At 32.3% G+C, this 17,991-nt stretch carries 18 protein-coding genes; 11 read left to right on the forward strand and 7 right to left on the reverse strand.

The window, feature by feature from the left end:
* The first annotated feature begins 12 nt into the window (after positions 1–12).
* The 8 genes from atpG (at position 13) to BMZ09_RS02665 (ending at position 7,956) form a co-directional block, all read left to right on the forward strand.
* Positions 13–873, forward strand: coding sequence for an ATP synthase F1 subunit gamma (atpG, locus tag BMZ09_RS02630; protein WP_090837247.1), 861 nt, complete (start codon positions 13–15; stop codon positions 871–873).
* 128 nt (positions 874–1,001) lie between these two features.
* Complete coding sequence (locus BMZ09_RS02635) at positions 1,002–1,475, forward strand: hypothetical protein (RefSeq protein ID WP_090837249.1); 474 nt, start codon at positions 1,002–1,004, stop codon at positions 1,473–1,475.
* A 64-nt stretch (positions 1,476–1,539) separates the two neighbouring features.
* The gene (locus tag BMZ09_RS02640) at positions 1,540–2,967 is read left to right on the forward strand and encodes an oligosaccharide flippase family protein (protein WP_090837250.1); all 1,428 of its coding nucleotides are present in this window, start codon (positions 1,540–1,542) and stop codon (positions 2,965–2,967) included.
* Positions 2,968–3,002: 35 nt separating this feature from the next.
* Entirely contained in the window at positions 3,003–3,437 is a 435-nt protein-coding gene (gene dut / locus BMZ09_RS02645; protein WP_090837252.1) for a dUTP diphosphatase, read from the forward strand.
* Positions 3,438–3,488: 51 nt separating this feature from the next.
* Positions 3,489–4,511 (forward strand): sugar phosphate nucleotidyltransferase, encoded by a 1,023-nt coding sequence (locus BMZ09_RS02650; RefSeq protein ID WP_090837254.1) that lies wholly within the window; start codon positions 3,489–3,491, stop codon positions 4,509–4,511.
* A gap of 65 nt (positions 4,512–4,576) precedes the next feature.
* Positions 4,577–5,941 carry a tetratricopeptide repeat protein gene (locus tag BMZ09_RS02655; RefSeq protein ID WP_090837256.1) on the forward strand — a complete coding sequence of 455 codons (1,365 nt, stop codon included), beginning with the start codon at positions 4,577–4,579 and terminating at the stop codon, positions 5,939–5,941.
* A complete protein-coding gene (locus BMZ09_RS02660; RefSeq protein ID WP_090837257.1) occupies positions 5,941–6,720 on the forward strand; it encodes a lipoprotein insertase outer membrane protein LolB1 in 780 nt (259 codons plus the stop codon). Before BMZ09_RS02655 ends, BMZ09_RS02660 begins: the two co-directional genes overlap by 1 nt.
* Positions 6,721–6,723: 3 nt before the next feature.
* The gene (locus BMZ09_RS02665) at positions 6,724–7,956 is read left to right on the forward strand and encodes a murein hydrolase activator EnvC family protein (RefSeq protein ID WP_090837259.1); all 1,233 of its coding nucleotides are present in this window, start codon (positions 6,724–6,726) and stop codon (positions 7,954–7,956) included.
* A gap of 66 nt (positions 7,957–8,022) precedes the next feature.
* Here BMZ09_RS02665 and BMZ09_RS02670 read toward each other — a convergent pair whose 3' ends face one another.
* Both BMZ09_RS02670 and BMZ09_RS02675 read right to left on the reverse strand, forming a co-directional pair.
* Complete coding sequence (locus BMZ09_RS02670) at positions 8,023–8,532, reverse strand: acyl-CoA thioesterase (RefSeq protein WP_090837261.1); 510 nt, start codon at positions 8,530–8,532, stop codon at positions 8,023–8,025.
* A gap of 136 nt (positions 8,533–8,668) precedes the next feature.
* Positions 8,669–9,604 carry an HU domain-containing protein gene (locus tag BMZ09_RS02675; protein ID WP_090837264.1) on the reverse strand — a complete coding sequence of 312 codons (936 nt, stop codon included), beginning with the start codon at positions 9,602–9,604 and terminating at the stop codon, positions 8,669–8,671.
* A 106-nt stretch (positions 9,605–9,710) separates the two neighbouring features.
* Here BMZ09_RS02675 and dprA point away from each other — a divergent pair, with 106 nt between their 5' ends.
* Positions 9,711–10,814: a DNA-processing protein DprA gene (gene dprA, locus BMZ09_RS02680; protein ID WP_090837265.1), complete on the forward strand. Its 1,104-nt coding sequence runs from the start codon at positions 9,711–9,713 to the stop codon at positions 10,812–10,814.
* Between the two features lie 9 nt (positions 10,815–10,823).
* On the opposite strand, the gene trpS is transcribed toward dprA, so the two are convergent.
* Entirely contained in the window at positions 10,824–11,792 is a 969-nt protein-coding gene (gene trpS, locus BMZ09_RS02685; RefSeq protein WP_090837266.1) for a tryptophan--tRNA ligase, read from the reverse strand.
* Between the two features lie 79 nt (positions 11,793–11,871).
* Here trpS and BMZ09_RS02690 point away from each other — a divergent pair, with 79 nt between their 5' ends.
* Positions 11,872–12,609 carry a lysophospholipid acyltransferase family protein gene (locus BMZ09_RS02690; protein WP_090837268.1) on the forward strand — a complete coding sequence of 246 codons (738 nt, stop codon included), beginning with the start codon at positions 11,872–11,874 and terminating at the stop codon, positions 12,607–12,609.
* Positions 12,610–12,673: 64 nt separating this feature from the next.
* On the opposite strand, the gene BMZ09_RS02695 is transcribed toward BMZ09_RS02690, so the two are convergent.
* From BMZ09_RS02695 to recA, 4 genes are all read right to left on the reverse strand, one after another.
* Complete coding sequence (locus tag BMZ09_RS02695; RefSeq protein WP_090837270.1) at positions 12,674–14,221, reverse strand: hypothetical protein; 1,548 nt, start codon at positions 14,219–14,221, stop codon at positions 12,674–12,676.
* Complete coding sequence (locus tag BMZ09_RS02700) at positions 14,222–14,764, reverse strand: RNA polymerase sigma factor (RefSeq protein WP_090837272.1); 543 nt, start codon at positions 14,762–14,764, stop codon at positions 14,222–14,224.
* Positions 14,765–14,793: 29 nt separating this feature from the next.
* Entirely contained in the window at positions 14,794–15,195 is a 402-nt protein-coding gene (locus BMZ09_RS02705; protein WP_090837274.1) for a hypothetical protein, read from the reverse strand.
* A 100-nt stretch (positions 15,196–15,295) separates the two neighbouring features.
* Positions 15,296–16,300, reverse strand: coding sequence for a recombinase RecA (gene recA / locus BMZ09_RS02710; RefSeq protein WP_090837275.1), 1,005 nt, complete (start codon positions 16,298–16,300; stop codon positions 15,296–15,298).
* 493 nt (positions 16,301–16,793) lie between these two features.
* On the opposite strand from recA, the gene trhO reads away from it, so the two are divergent.
* Positions 16,794–17,858 (forward strand): oxygen-dependent tRNA uridine(34) hydroxylase TrhO, encoded by a 1,065-nt coding sequence (trhO, locus tag BMZ09_RS02715; RefSeq protein WP_090837277.1) that lies wholly within the window; start codon positions 16,794–16,796, stop codon positions 17,856–17,858.
* Positions 17,859–17,991: the final 133 nt, after the last annotated feature.

Consider the following 17,991-nt stretch of genomic DNA (forward strand, 5'->3'; position numbering starts at 1 on the left):
AGGATAATAAAAATGGCTAATTTAAAAGAAATACGTAACAGAATAGCTTCAGTATCTTCAACGATGCAGATTACTAGTGCCATGAAAATGGTATCTGCTGCTAAATTGAAAAAAGCTCAAGATGCTATTACAGCAATGCGACCTTATTCGGACAAGTTAACTGAGCTTTTACAAAGTTTAAGTGCAACTTTAGATGAAGATGCAGGAAGTAAATTTGCTGAACAACGCGACGTTAATAATGTATTAATTGTATCTATAACTTCTAATAGAGGTTTATGTGGTGCTTTTAATTCTAACATTATTAAGCAAACACAAAACTTGATTTCTAATGTGTATGCAGGTAAAAAAGTATCTGTTTTAGCAATAGGAAAAAAGTCTAACGATGCATTTTCTAAAAAGGGACTTGTTATCGAAAATCAAAGCAGAATATTTGATGATTTAACATTCAATAACGTTGCTGATATTGCAGAGATGTTAATGAATAAATTTAATGAAGGCGAATTTGATAAAATTGAAATCGTTTACAATAAATTTAAAAATGCAGCAACTCAAATAGTAATGACTGAGCAGTTTTTACCAATTATTCCAATGGAAGGTGAAGTTGATGCTAATTCTGATTATATCTTTGAGCCATCTAAGCTAGAAATTATTGAGGAGTTAATACCAAAGTCACTTAAGACTCAATTATACAAAGGTATAAGAGATAGTTTTGCTTCAGAGCATGGTGCGCGTATGACAGCAATGCACAAGGCAACAGATAATGCTACTGAGTTAAGAGATCAACTTAAGTTAACTTACAACAAAGCACGTCAAGCCTCTATTACTAATGAGATCCTTGAGATTGTTGGTGGTGCAGAAGCATTAAATAACTAAGATAATAGGAGCACATAGTATACTAAGTGTTTTATTTTATAATTTTATTAAAACCTTATTCAATTTGAATAGGGTTTTTTTATGGAATACGTTTTGATTAAGTACCTTTATACTAAATACAATTTATCATGCAATTTTTTAAATATTTAAGTGTTTCTGTTTTAGCTAGTTTGTTTTTTGTACAGTGTAGTTCTGCTCAAAAATTAGAGCAAGACGCACCCTTTAAAACTAGTAAGGCGTATTACCAAAAATGGATTGCAGGTATTCAAGGTGGTGGTTCTGGTATAAATGTATTTATTCCTGTGACAACAGCATTAAACTCTGTAAAATTAGATAGCTTATATTTTAGAGGACAAAAAGTAATATTGCAATCACAACCAAGTAATGGTAGTTTGTTTATGGGACGTATAATTACAGAAACCAATCAAAGGGAAGATTTTAAAGCTAGTACTACAGAAATGCCTTTTGAGTTAAATGATAATCAAGCAGTAATTAGTTATATAGAAAATGGTATAACCAAGTATTTTAAAATAGATAATATTGTTGAAAAGCAAATGGAACAATATCCAAGTGCGCCACCAAGAAACCGTAATAAGCAATAACTAGTATTTAGCCTTTATTTTCTTGGTTTCAAACAGACTCTTTTAATTCAAATTATAAAACACATTGAGCGTTCTAAAAAAGTTTTTTAAAGACACAATAATTTATGGTTTAGCTACGGTTTTACCTCGTCTGATGAATATCCTTTTGGTCAGACTACACACAGGTAAATTAGAAACAGTTAGCTATTCAGATACGACAGAGTTTTATGTCTATGCCTCTTTTTTTAATGTATTGTTAACTTATGGGATGGAGACCGCTTTTTTTAGATTTTTTAGTAAATCTCAAGAGAAGGATAAAATTTTTTCGACTACATTTATTAGTTTAATAGTCACTACAGTTACGTTTCTTGTTGTGGTATTGTGTTTTAGTTCTCAGTTAGCAAATTGGTTAGATTTAAATCAAACGTATTTTAATTTATTAATTGGTATTTTGGTTTTAGATGTATTGGTAGTCGCACCGTTTGCTTACTTACGTGCAACAGGACGACCAATGCGCTTTGCAGCTGTTAAGCTTAGTAATATTGTGATTTTTGTAGTGCTAAATTATTTTTTCTTTTGGGCTATACCCAAGTTTGGTATAAACTTCCCTAATTATGAGCCATCCAATTTAGTACAGTATATTTTTATTTCTAATTTGGCGGCTAGTGCAGTTACTTTGTTATTACTTATACCTTATTTTTTTAAAGTAAAATTACAGTTTAGTAAAACTATATTTAAGCAACTACTTGGTTATGGATGGCCTATTATGGTTGCAGGTTTAGCCTATGTGGTTAACGAAAATTTTGACAAATGGATTATTCCTCACTTACTAGATAAGGATATTAATGGTGCTTATAGTGGTTGTTATAAAATAGCAGTATTTATGACCATTTTTATACAAGCTTTCCGTTTAGGAGCAGAACCTTTTTTCTTTTCTCATGCCAAGGAGAAAAACGCAAAACAGACCTATGCGTTAATAATGAAGTATTTTGTAATTGCAGGTAGTCTAATGTTAGTATTTATAATTGCTTATTTAGACATTTTTAAAGCGTGGTTGGTAAAAGATTCAAGTTATTGGGAAGCGATGCAGATTGTTCCTATCGTATTGCTTGCCAATTTATGTTTAGGTATTTATTTTAACTTAGGTATTTGGTATAAGTTGACGGATAAGACTAGGTACGGTATGTATTTGTCAATTATTGGTGCAATTGTAACCATCAGTTTCAATTTAATTTTGATACCAAAATTTGGTTTTATGGCAGCAGCTTGGGTAACATTGGCGGCGTATGGAACTATGATGGTTTTGTCTTATCTTTTAGGTCAAAAGCACTATCCAGTACCTTATAATCTAAAACAGATTCTTGGCTATTTATCCATTGCAATAGTATTGTCTCTAGTTGCTTTAAGTACCGACGCTAATTATTATATAAATACTATATTAGTTTTAGTATTTTTGGGACTAATAGCGCTTTTTGAAAAAAAAGAAATAATACGATTATTAAAAAGTAATTAAACGGTTCTGTACTACAGAGCAAATTCAATATTATTATGCAAATTAAAATAATAAATAAGTCCAGTCATGCATTGCCACACTATGAAACCATAGCGTCTGCAGGATTAGATTTAAGAGCCAATATAACAGAAGCAATACAATTGCAACCATTAGAACGTACAATCGTTAAAACAGGCTTATTTATAGAGTTACCAATAGGTTTTGAGGCACAAGTTAGACCAAGAAGTGGTCTAGCAGCAAAAAACGGAGTAACAGTATTAAATGCACCTGGAACTGTGGATGCTGATTACAGAGGAGAGATTGGTGTGATTCTTGTTAATCTATCTAATACAATGTTTACTATTCAAAATGGAGAACGCATCGCACAACTTGTAATTGCTAAACATGAGCGTGCAGAATGGCTAGAAGTAGAAACATTATCTGAGACCTCTAGGGGTGAAGGTGGCTTTGGAAGTACAGGAGTAAAGTAGATTGAATAACACAATAAAAAATAACTGCTTTAGCAGTAAATAAGATATATTATGAAAATAATAGTACCTATGGCAGGACGAGGATCTCGTCTAAGACCACATAGTTTAACAGTGCCAAAACCATTAATTCCAGTAGCAGGACAACCAATTGTACACCGTTTGGTAAAAGATATTGCTAAAGTTTTAAATCAACCAATTACAGAGATTGCTTTTGTTTTAGGCGATCCAGCTTGGTTTGGAGAGGATGTTGTGGCTAGTTTAAAAGCGTTAGCAACAGGTTTAGGTGCCAAAGCATCTATTTACAGACAAGACCAACCTTTAGGGACAGGTCATGCAATAATGTGTGCAAAGGACTCATTATCTGGTCCAGCAGTAATTGCATATGCAGATACGTTAATTAGGGCTGATTTTAATTTAGATCCAGACGCGGATGCAGTTATCTGGGCTAAACAAGTAGAGCAGCCAGAAGCCTATGGTGTTGTTAAATTAAATGATCAAAAAGAAATTATAGAACTGGTAGAAAAACCAGAACAGTTTGTTAGCGATTTAGCAGTTATCGGTATTTATTATTTTAAAGAGGTAAGCCAACTTAAGGACCAACTTCAAATCGTGTTAGATAATAATATTATACATGGTGGAGAATACCAAATTAACGATGGTATTAAAGGTATGATGGCTGAAGGTAAAGTCTTTAAAACAGGAGTAGTTAGTGAGTGGATGGATTGTGGTAATAAAGCCATAACCTTAGAAACTAACCAACGTATGTTAGGATTTTTGAAAGCAGATGGAGAAGAGCAATTAATAGCATCTACTGTTAATAATACAAATTCAACAATTATAGAACCGTGTTATATTGGCGAAAACGTAGTGCTTAAAAACACAACAATTGGACCATTTGTATCTGTTGGAAATAACTGTGTTATAGAGGATTCAACAGTTAAAAATAGCCTAATACAAAACCATACTACTATAAAAAACGCTAATTTAGACGAAGCTATGATTGGTAATCATGTTAAGTTTGATGGTAAATTCACTAAAATTAGTATTGGAGATTACTCAGTATTAGAATCATAATAATGTAATACTACAGACTATTACGTAAACCACGTCATTAAGAGCATAGCGAAGAATCTTTAAAAATGAAAAGACAATTTTACATAGTACTTATTTGCTTCGGGACACTTTTGTTTCCGCAAGTTAGTAGTGCGCAAGAGGATTTAAATGCTAAACCTGATGACGATTTAGGTGATGTGTCTGATGCATATCAAGAACATTTTTTTGAAGCTTTAAAACAAAAAGGGATTGAGAATTACCAACGCGCAGTAGATAATTTACTGGAGTGTATAGAGATGGACGATTCTGATGCTATTTTGTATTTTGAATTAGGTAAAAATTATAATAACTTAAAAAACTTTGGTGCAGCAGAAGATGCGCTTAAGATTGCTGTCAGTAAAATTCCGGATAACGAGTGGTTTCTGGATGAGTTATACTCGACTTACATTCAGCAAAAAGAATACAAAAAAGCCATTAAAACGGTTAAGCAATTAGTTAAATATCATCCTAGTTATAGAGAAGATTTAGCTAATATCTATATGCAAACCGGCGATTTTAAAGAAGCCTTAAAAGTACTTGACGAGTTAGATGAGGAGTTAGGTATTACTAAAGATCGTGATATTTTAAGAAACAGAATTTATAATGCTACGGGTCAAAAAAAGGATCAAATAGAAAATCTAGAAGAACGTGTGGATAAGCATCCAGATTCTGAAGACACTTATTTAAGGTTAATATATCGCTATAGTGAAAGTGGCGAACTTAAAAAAGCATTTGAAACTGCTAAAAAACTTTTGGAAGTTAATCCAAAGTCAGAGTTAGTGCATTTAGCGCTTTATAAATTTTATCTTCAGGAAGGTAGCAATGATAAAGCAATCAAATCCATGAAAATAGCTTTACAAAGCAGTCAGATCAATCCAGAATCTAAAATTAAGGTGTTGGCTGATTTTGTCAAATTTGTGGCTAAAAACCAACAATACGAACAGGACTTGGTAGATGTAACATCTATGTTGACTAAAATTGAATCTAGTGGTAAGACTTTAGTCGAATTAGCGCAGTATTATTTACTTAAAGGTGAAAAGCAAAAAGCACTTAATTTTTACGAAGAAGCACTTCAAAAGGAAGAAGAAAATTTTGGTATTTTACGAAACATTATACTGTTGCATATAGATTTACAACAGTTTACCCAAGCAGAACAAAAAAGTGCTGAAGGATTAGAGATATTTCCATCGCAACCTGTTTTGTATCTAGCTAATGGTGTTGCTTTAAATTATTTAAACCGTCCAAAGGATGCTATTAATAGCCTAGAAATGGGATTAGATTATATTATTGAAGACACAAAAATGGAAATAGATTTTTATAAGCAATTAGCTAAAGCCTATACCGCAAACAACAATTTATCTAAAGCAAAAACGTTTACAGATAAAGCTAACAAATTAGAAGGATCAAATTAATGGCATTAAAAACCCGCATATCTTTTGTAATACTGCTTATAGCCGTAATATTTACTGGCTGTAAAGGGGTTAAAACAGTAGTGTCTAATGGAGAGATAAATACTAAATTAACCGCTAAACAACTTATTAAAAATAGCACCAAAGCAGGTATTGATTTTACAACGTTATTAGCAAGACTAAAAATAGAGGTTATCCAAAAAGGAAAATCGCAAAATCATACCGTTAGTCTTAAAATAGAAAAAGATAAAAAAATATTAATTACGTCTACACCTGTTAGTATTGTTAGGGCGTTAATTTCACCAACTAGAGTAGCGTTTTATAACAAATGGGACAACACTTATTTTGATGGCGATTTTGCTTATTTAAGTGATCTTTTAGGTACAGATTTAGATTTTGATAAAGTACAAAATATGTTATTAGGTCAATCTCTTTTTGATTTAAACGATGATAAATACGACCTATCTGCAAACGATAAATCGTATATACTACAACCTAAAAAACAACGCGAGTTGTTTGAGTTATTTTTATTTGTAAACCCAAGTCATTTTAAAATGGACTCTCAAGAAATAGCGCAACCTCAAGAAAAGCGTATTTTACATATTGATTACTTAACGTATCAAGAAGTAGATAAAAAAACAATACCTGAACAAACCAAAATACTAGCTATAGAAGACCAAGAACAACTAGAGATTAATCTTGAGTTAAAATCGGTTAAGCTAAACGAGAAGATTCGTTTTCCGTTTACTATTCCTTCTGGTTATAAAAAAATAGAGTTGTAATTTATGAAGCTTCGTTTACTCCTTTTGCCAGTTTTCTGTTTTATAGTGCTTGGCAGTACTTCCGCTTTAGCGCAAAAAAATAAAATAGATCAACTAGAAGCACAGCGTTTAGAGATTAAAAACCAGATTAAACAAATTAATAATTTGTTGTTTTCAAATCAATCAAAACAGAAAAGTCAGACGTCTTTAATAGAGGATGTTAATTACAAATTAAGCGTTAGACGTAACCTAATTAAAGTCACAAACCAACAAGCTAATTTAATTACACGGTCTATAAATACCAATCAAAAAAAGATTTCTAGTTTAAGAGATGAGCTGACTATTTTAAAGGATAATTACGCAAAAACAATCCGTAATACTTACAAAAATAAAAGCAATCAAAGTCGTGTGATGTTTTTACTATCGTCTAATAATTTTAGACAAGCCTACAAACGTTTACAGTACATGAATCAGTACTCTAAATACCAAAAGGAACAAGGCGAGAATATTAAAGAGAAGACGTTAAAATTGCAGTCATTAAATCTAGAATTAGGCCAGCAAAAAGCGGACAAAGACAAACTTATTGCAGAAAACAGAGAGGTGCAAAAAGCATTGGAAGTAGATATGAAGCAGCATGAAACTATCATGGCTTCTATTAAAAAGGACCTAAATAAATATACCGCACAAATTAAAGAAAAGCAAAAAGAGGCTAGAGAGATTGATCGTGAGATTGACCGTATTATTAAAGAAGCTATTGCTAATTCTAACAAAAAAGCAGGCGCAAAAAACACTACAGCTAAATCGTCCACAACATTTGCTTTAACACCTGAGGCTAAAATTTTGGCAGCAGATTTTTTAAGTAATAAAGGAAAGTTAGTTTGGCCTGTAGAGAAAGGTCTGGTTAAAGTAAGGTATGGTGTGCAGCGTCATCCTACAGATGCATCACTATCAATAAATAGTACTGGTGTGCGTATTGCTACCGAAGAAAATGCAATTGTAAGAACGGTATTTAAAGGCGAAGTTTTAAAAATTATAGTTCAGAAAAGAGGAAATCCAACGGTTTTAATTAAGCATGGTAATTACATTACGGCGTATCATAACCTAAAGAAAATATCTGTTAAACCCGGTGATAAAGTGGTTTCTAAACAAGAGATAGGAGAGGTGTTTACCAATGGAGATGGCGAAACTATTTTATGGTTTAGTTTATATAAAAACGACAAATCTGTAAATCCTGCAGAATGGATTTATAAGATGTAACAGGATTGTATTTTACAACATATTAAACAATAAAAAACCCAATGCATTGCATTGGGTTTTTAGTTTCTATTCAAACAAAGCTTTAAGCTCTGTAGCATCGTTAGGTTTTATTTTTCCTGCTAATAGTAAACTTAATTGTTTACGTCTTAAAGCAGCAGCGTATCGTTCTTTTTCTAAATCTGTTTCAGGTATTAACTCTGGTACAGCAACAGGTGTTCCGGTTTCGTCCACAGCAACAAACGTATAAATAGCTTCGTTGGCTTTAGATCTATTTCCAGACTCTCTGTCTTCTACCCATACATCAATATATATTTCCATAGAGCTTTTAAAGGCTCTAGAGACTTTAGCGTCTACAGTTACAACACTTCCTAAAGGGACAGCTTTGTTAAATGCGACGTGGTTTACAGAAGCGGTTACAACAATACGTCTAGAGTGTCGTCTAGCGCTAATACTAGCAGCACGATCCATTCTAGCTAGCAACTCGCCACCAAAAAGGTTGTTTAAAGGATTAGTTTCACTAGGTAAAACTAAATCGGTCATTACTGTTCTAGAGTGTTCGGCAGTTCTTGCGTTCATCATAATTTTTTCTTTTCAGCCACAAAGGTAAGCGGATTTAAATATCTAGATTGCAGATTTTACAATTTATTAAGAAATAAAAAACCTCAAAGATTTAAAAATCTTTGAGGTTTTTTATATAAAATAAGGGCTTCGTTTAGTCTATTGCTTTAATAAGCAACCAAGCATCTTTGTTTTGTTCTTTTCTAATACTGTTTAAAGCTTTAAAAGCATCTTCTCTAGACGTATAACTGGCATAAGCTACTTGGTGTAGTCCATGTCTGTTTTTACCTATCTTACGTGCTTTAAATCCTTCGTCTTGTAATTGTACTACTTTTTTATCAGAGTTTTCTTCTTCTCTAAATGCACCAGCTACAATATGGTAATTACCACTTTGCTTGTTTACATGTAATGTTATAGCAGGTAATGGATTGCTAATTACAAAAGTAGCTTCTTGTATTTTGCTGTCTAATTGCGCGTTAGCTTCTTCTTGCGCCATTTGATTATGTTGGTCTACACTATTAATATGGTTGTTAAAGCCAAAACCAAATAACCCTAAAGCAACAACTGCTACAGCTGCATATTTTAAATATGATCTGTTATTACGTTTTTCTGGAGTTACAGTAAGTGGTATAACTTTTTCAATAGCTTCTACTTCTTCTTTGTAAACTTCTCTAGTAACTGCAGGAGATACAAATTGAGATAAACCAAAAGCATCCGTTAAATAATTAAGATGGTATGATGGGCTAAACTCTATTTTACCTGCTTCATTAAATACTAAATCACCAATGTTTTCAAAACTTAATGTTTCACCTTCCGTTAAATAAGACTTTAAAGACTTAACACGTTTAGATAAGTTTTGTAAAGCAGTTTCAAAAGGTATTTTTTCGACATCTGCTATATAACGTACTAACACCCCATCGTTAGTTTGTATTTGTTCGTTAAAAGACAAGGTTTTTTTTGGTGGATAAAACGCATTGGTATTATCATGTACTTGCGCAGATTGACGTTGTGTTAAAAACGACCCAAATTCTGGAATCGTAACACAGTCATATCTGTATAATAAATCGCTTATGTAATGTTCTAATTGCATAGAAACAAAGTTAGAAAATTTTGAAAACCAATAAAATTTTGACGGTATTAGTTATTAACAGAGTTAAATTTCTTTTCTTGTAGATTCAAAATCAGTGCAATAAACAATGAATGACGATCAATTACGGTATAATTTAGCCCTACAACACGTTTCTAAAATAGGAGATACAACAGCAAAAAAGCTAATTAACCATTGCGGAAGTGCAGAAGGTGTCTTTAAAGAAAAAAAACAAAACCTATTAAAAATTGATGGTATAGGCGAAATTATTTTAAGTGAACTCTACCAATCTAATCATTTGGAAGCAGCAGATAATGAGTTAAAGTTTATTAAGGATGAAAACATAAAACATCATCATTTTACAGACGAAACCTATCCTGAAAATTTAAAGCATTGTATTGATAGTCCATTAGTATTATTTGAAAGTGGAAACATTAATTTAAATAACAAACATATTATAAGTATTGTTGGTGCAAGAAAAATAACAACATCGGGGATTGCTTTTTGCGAAAAACTAGTAGAAGAATTGGCTATTTATAAGCCTATTATTGTTTCTGGTTTTGCTTACGGTACGGATATAACAGCGCACAAAGCTGCGGTAAAAAATAATTTACAAACTATAGGCTGTTTAGCACATGGTTTAAATCAAATTTATCCTAAAGTGCATAAAAAGTATGTCGCAGAAGTAGAAAATAACGGTGGTTTTTTTACTGATTTTTGGAGTAGTGATAATTTTGACCGGAATAATTTTTTAAAACGAAACCGCATTATAGCCGGAATAAGTCAGGCAACTATTGTTATTGAGTCTGCCGAAAAAGGCGGGAGTCTAGTTACTGCAGACATTGCAAACTCTTATAATAGAGACGTTTTTGCTGTGCCAGGACGTGTTACAGATAGTCAAAGTATTGGTTGTAATAACTTAATAAAACAGCAACGTGCCCATTTGTTGTCTACACCATTAGATGTCCCTTATATCTTAAATTGGCAATTAGAAAACTTGCAAAAAGCACCAGTGCAAAAACAGTTGTTTATCGCGTTGGAACCTGATGAAAAATTGGTTTACAATTATCTAAAAGATAAAGAAAAGGAACTGTTGGATACTATTGCTATTAATTGCAAAATGCCAACGTATAAATTAGCTGGCATTTTACTTAATATGGAATTAAAAGGAGTGATTAGACCACTTCCTGGTAAATTGTTTGAGGTTATTTAGGTCCTAAAATTAATACCCAAGTTTTTCTCTTACTCTAACTAAAACGTCGTTAGCTACTTTTTTAGCTTTTTCAGCCCCTTTTGCTAAGGCGTCATCTATTTCGTTTAAATTAGACATGTAATGGTTGTAGCGTTCACGCTCAGTTTCAAAAGTAACCAAGATTAATTCGTATAACGCTTGTTTAGCATGTCCATAGCCGTAATTACCGTTTTCGTAATTAGCTTTCATAGTTGCTATTTCGCTCTCAGAAGCTAATAATTTATATAAAGCAAAACAGTTACATGTAGACCAATCTTTTGGATCTTCTAGAGCTGTACTATCCGTTTCGATAGACATTATTTGTTTTCGTAATTTTTTTTCTGGTAAAAAGATATTAATAGTGTTTCCTTTACTTTTACTCATTTTAGCACCATCCGTACCAGGAATAAGCATGTTGCTTTCTTGAATTTTACCTTCTGGGATTACAAAAGTTTCTCCTAATTTGGCATGAAATCTTGATGCAACATCACGTGTCATTTCTATGTGCTGTAATTGGTCTTTTCCAACAGGAATTATATTTGCATCATATAATAAGATATCTGCAGCCATTAGCATTGGATAGGTAAACAATCCAACGTTTACATCTTCTAAACGGTCCGCTTTGTCTTTAAAACTATGTGCTAAAGTCAAACGTTGAAAAGGAAAAAAGCAACTTAAATACCAAGATAATTCAGTAGTTTGAGGAATATCACTTTGTCTATAAAACACTGTTTTTTCTATATCTAATCCTAATGCAAGCCAGGTTGCAGCAGTAGAGTAGGTGTTGTTTCTAAGTGTTTCAGCGTCTTTAATTTGAGTTAAAGAATGCATGTCTGCAATAAATAAAAACGATTCGTTTTTAGCATCATTAGATAATGCTATTGCAGGACGTAACGCGCCCATGATGTTTCCAAAATGTGGTGTTCCTGTGCTTTGTATTCCTGTAAGTATTCTTGGCATAATTATAAATATGTTCTAAGTAGCAAAGGTAATTTTTTTAGTAGAATACCTCAATTAATTTAGTTAGTTTTGACGTATAATGATTGTATTTAAATATATTTTTTGGACATTATACCGTATTTGGTTCTACATCTTAGTAGCATTACCAATTATTATCATGTTCCCGTTTTTGTTAGTTTCTATTTTAAAAGAATCTTGGTATCCTTATTTTTTTAAGTTAGCACGTATTTGGGCTAGATTTATTTTAATTGGTATGGGGTTTGTTACAAAGACTGAATATCTTCAGAAACCAGAAGCTAATAAAAGTTATATGTTTATAGCGAATCATACCTCTATGGTAGATATTATGTTGATGCTGGTTACCGCCAAAAATCCATTTGTATTTGTTGGTAAAGCAGAGTTGTCTAAAATACCATTGTTTGGGTTTTTCTATAAAAGAACCTGTATTTTAGTAGATCGCAGCAGTGCGCAAAGTAGACAAGCTGTATTTTTAAGAGCTCAAAAACGTTTAAAACAAGGATTGAGTATTTGTATTTTTCCTGAAGGTCTTGTTCCTGATGAGGAGATTTTATTAGGCGAATTTAAAGACGGTGCTTTCCGTTTAGCGATAAACCACAATACGCCAATAGTACCAATTACTTTTGCTGATAATAAAAAACGTTTTTCATATACTTTTTTTAGCGGAGGACCAGGTGTTATGCGAGCAAAGATGCATCATTTTATTCCAACAGAAGCTTTAGCCAAAGAGGATACTAGAGCTTTAAACGATAAGTCTAGACAAGTTATTTTAGAGCAACTAAAAGCGTTTCAAAAATAGAAAAGCCACTCTTGGCACAGAGCAGCTTTTCAATATACTTCCCTAAATATAGGGCACTTAAAAATTAAAATCTATAATTTAACCCGGTATATAAACCAATAATGTAAGGGTTAAAGTCGCCTGAGGTATTGTTAAATGTATTTAACTGATATTTAAATGTTGGCTCTACATTAAAAATCACTGTATCACTAAACCTAAAATTTAGTCCAATTCCTATATTGGTACTAAAACTAACGGGATTGATGTTGTTGGCTTCTCCAATTTTAACATTTGATCCATTTAATTCAGAAACCACTTGATTGTCATTTAAAACAAAAGTACTTAATCCGCCTATTAGATGTAATCCAAAACGCTTGTCAAGTAATTTATATTCTAATTCTAACGGAATCTCGTAATAGCTCATGCGCTGACTTATAGCCGCATTAAGGCTTCTACTTACTTCCATTGTGTTTACGTTGCTTGCGCTAATCATACTTAATTGTTGTCCAGAAGGTATGGAAACGAAATTAACATTTTTTAAATTTGATTCGTTACCTATTGAGGTTATGCTGTTTGACGAACTAAATTTTTCGTAAACAATAATGTCGTCCGTATCATAACTAAGGTTAAGACGGTTAACACCTGATCTAATAGTTAGTTTTTTGTTTAAGGCATACCCAACTTTAACACCATAACTAGAATTGATTTCACCAGATTTGTTATTGTCGTTAAATTGTTCATCTAAGTGGGACCCTTCTCCCATAATGTTATAATACACAGGAGCAATATTGGCGTTAACAACCCATTTATTGCTATTTTTTTCTTCGTTATCAACGTCGTCTTCCTTTGCAATGTTTTCTGCAATAGCATCTTCAATAGATGGTTTTTGTGTTTTTAATGTATCGGTAATTGTTTGTGTTGGAGTTTCGGATACAGTAGTGTTTGATACAATACTTTCTTTGTTGTTAAGTAGTGTCTTAGTTGTATTTTGAGTTATAACCGTGTTGCTTTGGTTTTCTGTTTTTGTTGTGTTTTCACGAATAACTGTAGTTGGTTTTGTTGAATTTTTTACCGTTGTTGCGTAAGTGTTTTTTGCTTCACTTTGTGTCGACGGGTTTGAGTGTTGTGCAGCCTTTAAGCTATTGTTGTTGTTATAAGAAGATTTTTTAACCGCACGACTACTTACGCTATTAGTATTATTGCTAACTTTTTGATCTGTTGGTAATTTATTTTTGTCTGTAGATTTGGGTGTTGTTATTGTTTTTGAAACTGCAGTTTTATAAGTTTTTGAGTCGTCTTGACTAGTTTTTATTTTGTCGTCAAGAGTAGTATTTAGCGTTTGATCTATTTCTTCTTTACTCTTTGTTTTGTTTAATTTTTCAGTATTTACTACAGTTGGTGTAATTGTATTTTGGTCTGTATCAAAAATACTTTTTCCAATAAACATTAGTAATAATGCGCTGGCAGCAATACCCGATAATTTTAACCAAAATGGAAGGATAAACACTGGTTTGTCTTCCTGTTCTTCGTTTAATTCAGATTGAATTTTTTGCCAGACTTTTGGGTCTGGTTTAACATCAAAGTCTTTAAACTTTTCCTGAAATAGTCTATCTATGTTCTTCTTGTTACTCATTTATAGTGATTGAGAGTTTAATCCCATTTTGTGTGCTAATATTTTCTCTTTTAATAATTGTCTAGCTCTTGCCAAGTTGGATTTTGTGGTTCCGGTGGTTATGGATAGTAGTTCTGCGATTTCTTTATGAGAATAACCATCTAAAACATAAAGGTTAAATACTAGCCGGTATCTATCTGGTAATTCTTGTATGTATTGCAATAGATAATCAATACTAACAGCATCATCATCTATATCTATTTCTTCGTCTACTATAGCTTCTTCGTTAATTATTTCAAAAACCTTTTGACTTCTATAACGTTGTAAAGCGGTGTTAATAGTGATTCGTTTCAGCCAACCTTCAAAGCTACCTTTGTTTTTATATTGTTTTATTTTTTTGAAAATAGTAATAAATGCATCCTGCAAATTATCTTCAGCTTCGGCATAGGAGCTTGAATACTTTAAGCTAACCGAAAATAATTTGCTTGAAAAAAGCTTATATAAATCGCTTTGTGCTTTAGTATCATTGGACTTGCAGTTGTGTATGAGTTGGTCTAAACCCAATTTTGGATATCGTATTAATTAGTATTTTATTATTGTACAGGTATTTCCATGGTTAAATAAATATCATTTCCTTCATCATCTTCTCCTTGCCAAAATTTAAAAACATAGGTTTCGGAATTGTTAACTACAAAATTAAACGACTTTTCCATTTCTAAATCAACCGTTTCGCAGCTGGTATTATCAAGCACAGAGTTAATAACTGCAACAGTTCTAGTATTGCCATCCTTGACATAATATAAGTCGTAAAAGGAGTGACACGTTGTTGGTTTTGTGTAATTTAAGTCTATTTGATAAGTTTGTCCTTCTTGGAAGTATTCAGGCATGGAGGCGCTATCTATTGGTAGGGTCTCCAGGTGCATATTTTGCTCTTGGTCATCTAAGCTACAGGACAAGACAATTAACATTGTCAAAGCGGTTAAAAGCTTTTTCATTTTTTGTAAACTAAATATTTGTTATTAAATAGATGCTTAAATTATTAAAAGGTTGCGTCTTAAACCAAAAAAAATCCCGATATAATCGGGATTTTTAATTTTAGATACTTTCTTTAATAGCTATTTTAATTTTTTCTTCCAGCTCGTCAAACAGTTCTGGATTGTCTTTTATAATTAGTTTAACAGCATCACGTCCTTGACCTAATTTGGTCTCTCCGTAACTAAACCATGAACCACTTTTTTTAATGATTTCTTTTTCTACAGCAACATCTAATATTTCACCTACTTTACTAACACCTTCTCCATACATGATGTCAAATTCTGCCATTCTAAAAGGTGGAGCAACTTTGTTTTTTACAACTTTTACTCTAGTTTTATTACCTAATACAGCTCCGTTACTATCCTTGATTTGTGTAGATCTTCTAATATCTAATCTTACAGAAGCATAAAACTTTAAAGCGTTACCACCCGTTGTTGTTTCTGGATTACCAAACATTACACCAATTTTTTCACGTAATTGGTTAATAAATATTACTGTACAATTAGTTTTGCTAATAGAGGCAGTTAACTTTCTTAAGGCTTGAGACATTAAACGTGCGTGTAATCCCATTTTAGAGTCTCCCATTTCGCCTTCAATCTCTGCTTTTGGAGTTAATGCAGCAACAGAATCGACTACAACAATATCAATTGCACCCGATCTAATTAAATTGTCAGCAATTTCTAAAGCTTGCTCTCCGTTATCAGGCTGAGAAATAATAAGATTATCAATATCAACACCTAATTTTTCAGCATAAAATCTATCAAAAGCATGTTCTGCATCAATAAATGCAGCAATACCTCCAGCTTTTTGTGCTTCTGCAATGGCATGAAGCGTTAATGTTGTTTTTCCAGAAGATTCTGGACCATATATTTCTATAACTCTACCTCTTGGGTAACCACCAACTCCTAATGCAATATCTAAACCTAAAGATCCCGATGGGATAGCCTCTACATCAACAACAGCAGCATCACTCATTTTCATTACCGTACCTTTTCCGTAGGCTTTGTCTAATTTGTCTAAGGTTAATTGTAATGCTTTTAGCTTTGCTTCTTTTTCTTTACTCATACGTCAAGTTTTATTAAAAAAATTTTTCTATGCTAAAATACTACTTTTTTAAAGAATTTTAATTTTCTCACGCAACCTTTTTAAAGTTTTTGCATCTACTTATTGAAGTGGAAAAGATATGCTATGAAAAAGAAAATTTAATCCGCTTTTAAAAATGTTAATCCTTTAAATTTTAAGGGTATGAAATATTTAAAAAAGTTAGTACACACAAAAACATTAGGCGTTTCAGTTGCTATTTTTATTAACAGCAGCTGTAAAGCCGATGGTGGTTAGCTCGGGATATTGTTTAATACATTAAATTAAATAGTAGTAACGAGTTAGTCTATTAAAAGTCCTTTGCAAAGCGTAAAGGACTTTTTTTTTGCCTTTTTTATCAAAATAAGATATTTGATGTCGTGTTTTAAATGGCTATAAGTGGTTAACAACTTGCTTATTTCAACAAAAACAATACCTTTGCAAAAACTTTTTATTAACACTTAAAACTAAGTATAGCATGCAACTGTACAACAAATTAAGCGCTATTGAAAGAGCAGAACTTATTGAAAAAGCTGGGAAAGACCGTTTGACGTTGTCTTTTTATCAGTATGCTCGCATTAGCAATCCACAAGAATTAAGAGATCAACTATTTATCAAATGGGATAGTCTAGACGTTTTAGGACGTATATATATCGCAACGGAAGGGATTAATGCCCAATTGTCTTTACCGGCAGATAGTTTTGACGCTTTTAAAATCCATTTAGATAGTATTGATTTTTTAAAAGATGTTAGACTTAACATTGCTGTAGAGCAAGATAACATGTCTTTTTTAAAGCTTAAAGTCAAAGTTCGTGATAAAATAGTAGCGGACGGTTTAAATGATGACACGTTTGATGTTACCAACAAAGGGGTACATTTATCAGCAAAAGACTTTAATGAGATGTTAGCTAATCCAAACACGGTGTGTGTGGATATGCGTAATCATTACGAAAGCGAAATTGGACATTTTGATGGTGCAGTAACACCAGATGTAGACACTTTTAGAGAATCTTTAGATATTATTGAAGCGGATTTAAGAGAACATAAAGAGGGAAAAAACCTGCTAATGTATTGTACAGGCGGTATCCGTTGCGAAAAAGCAAGTGCCTATTACAAACACAAAGGTTTTAAAAACGTGTATCAGTTAGAAGGTGGTATTATTGAATACACTAGACAGGTAAATGAAGAAGGTATAGACAATAAATTTATAGGTAAAAACTTTGTTTTTGACGAGCGTCGCTCAGAAAAAATCAGTGACGATGTTATTGCTAAATGCCACCAATGCGGCACGTCATGCGATGCACATGTTAACTGTGCCAATGATGCCTGTCATTTATTATTTATCCAATGTGATAATTGTAAAGCAGAAATGGATAATTGTTGTTCTACAACCTGTAAAGAAATACACGCATTGCCTTTTGAAGAGCAGAAAGAATTAAGAAAAGGACAAGGTAATAGTAATGATATCTTTAAAAAAGGACGTGCAGATCATTTACCGTACAAAAAGGATTTACGTAATATATTTGAGACTTTTAAAAAGTAAAAACATAACGATATAGGCTAAAAGCGTGATAATTTTTATCACGCTTTTTTTATGTTTTAAAGTCAGACAAATAATCTTATCTTTACAAATTAGCAAGAGTTGAGGTTTGCTTACGCAGAAACAACTAATTATT

Origin of the sequence: Olleya namhaensis (assembly GCF_900114005.1) — a bacterium.
GTDB lineage: Bacteria > Bacteroidota > Bacteroidia > Flavobacteriales > Flavobacteriaceae > Olleya > Olleya namhaensis.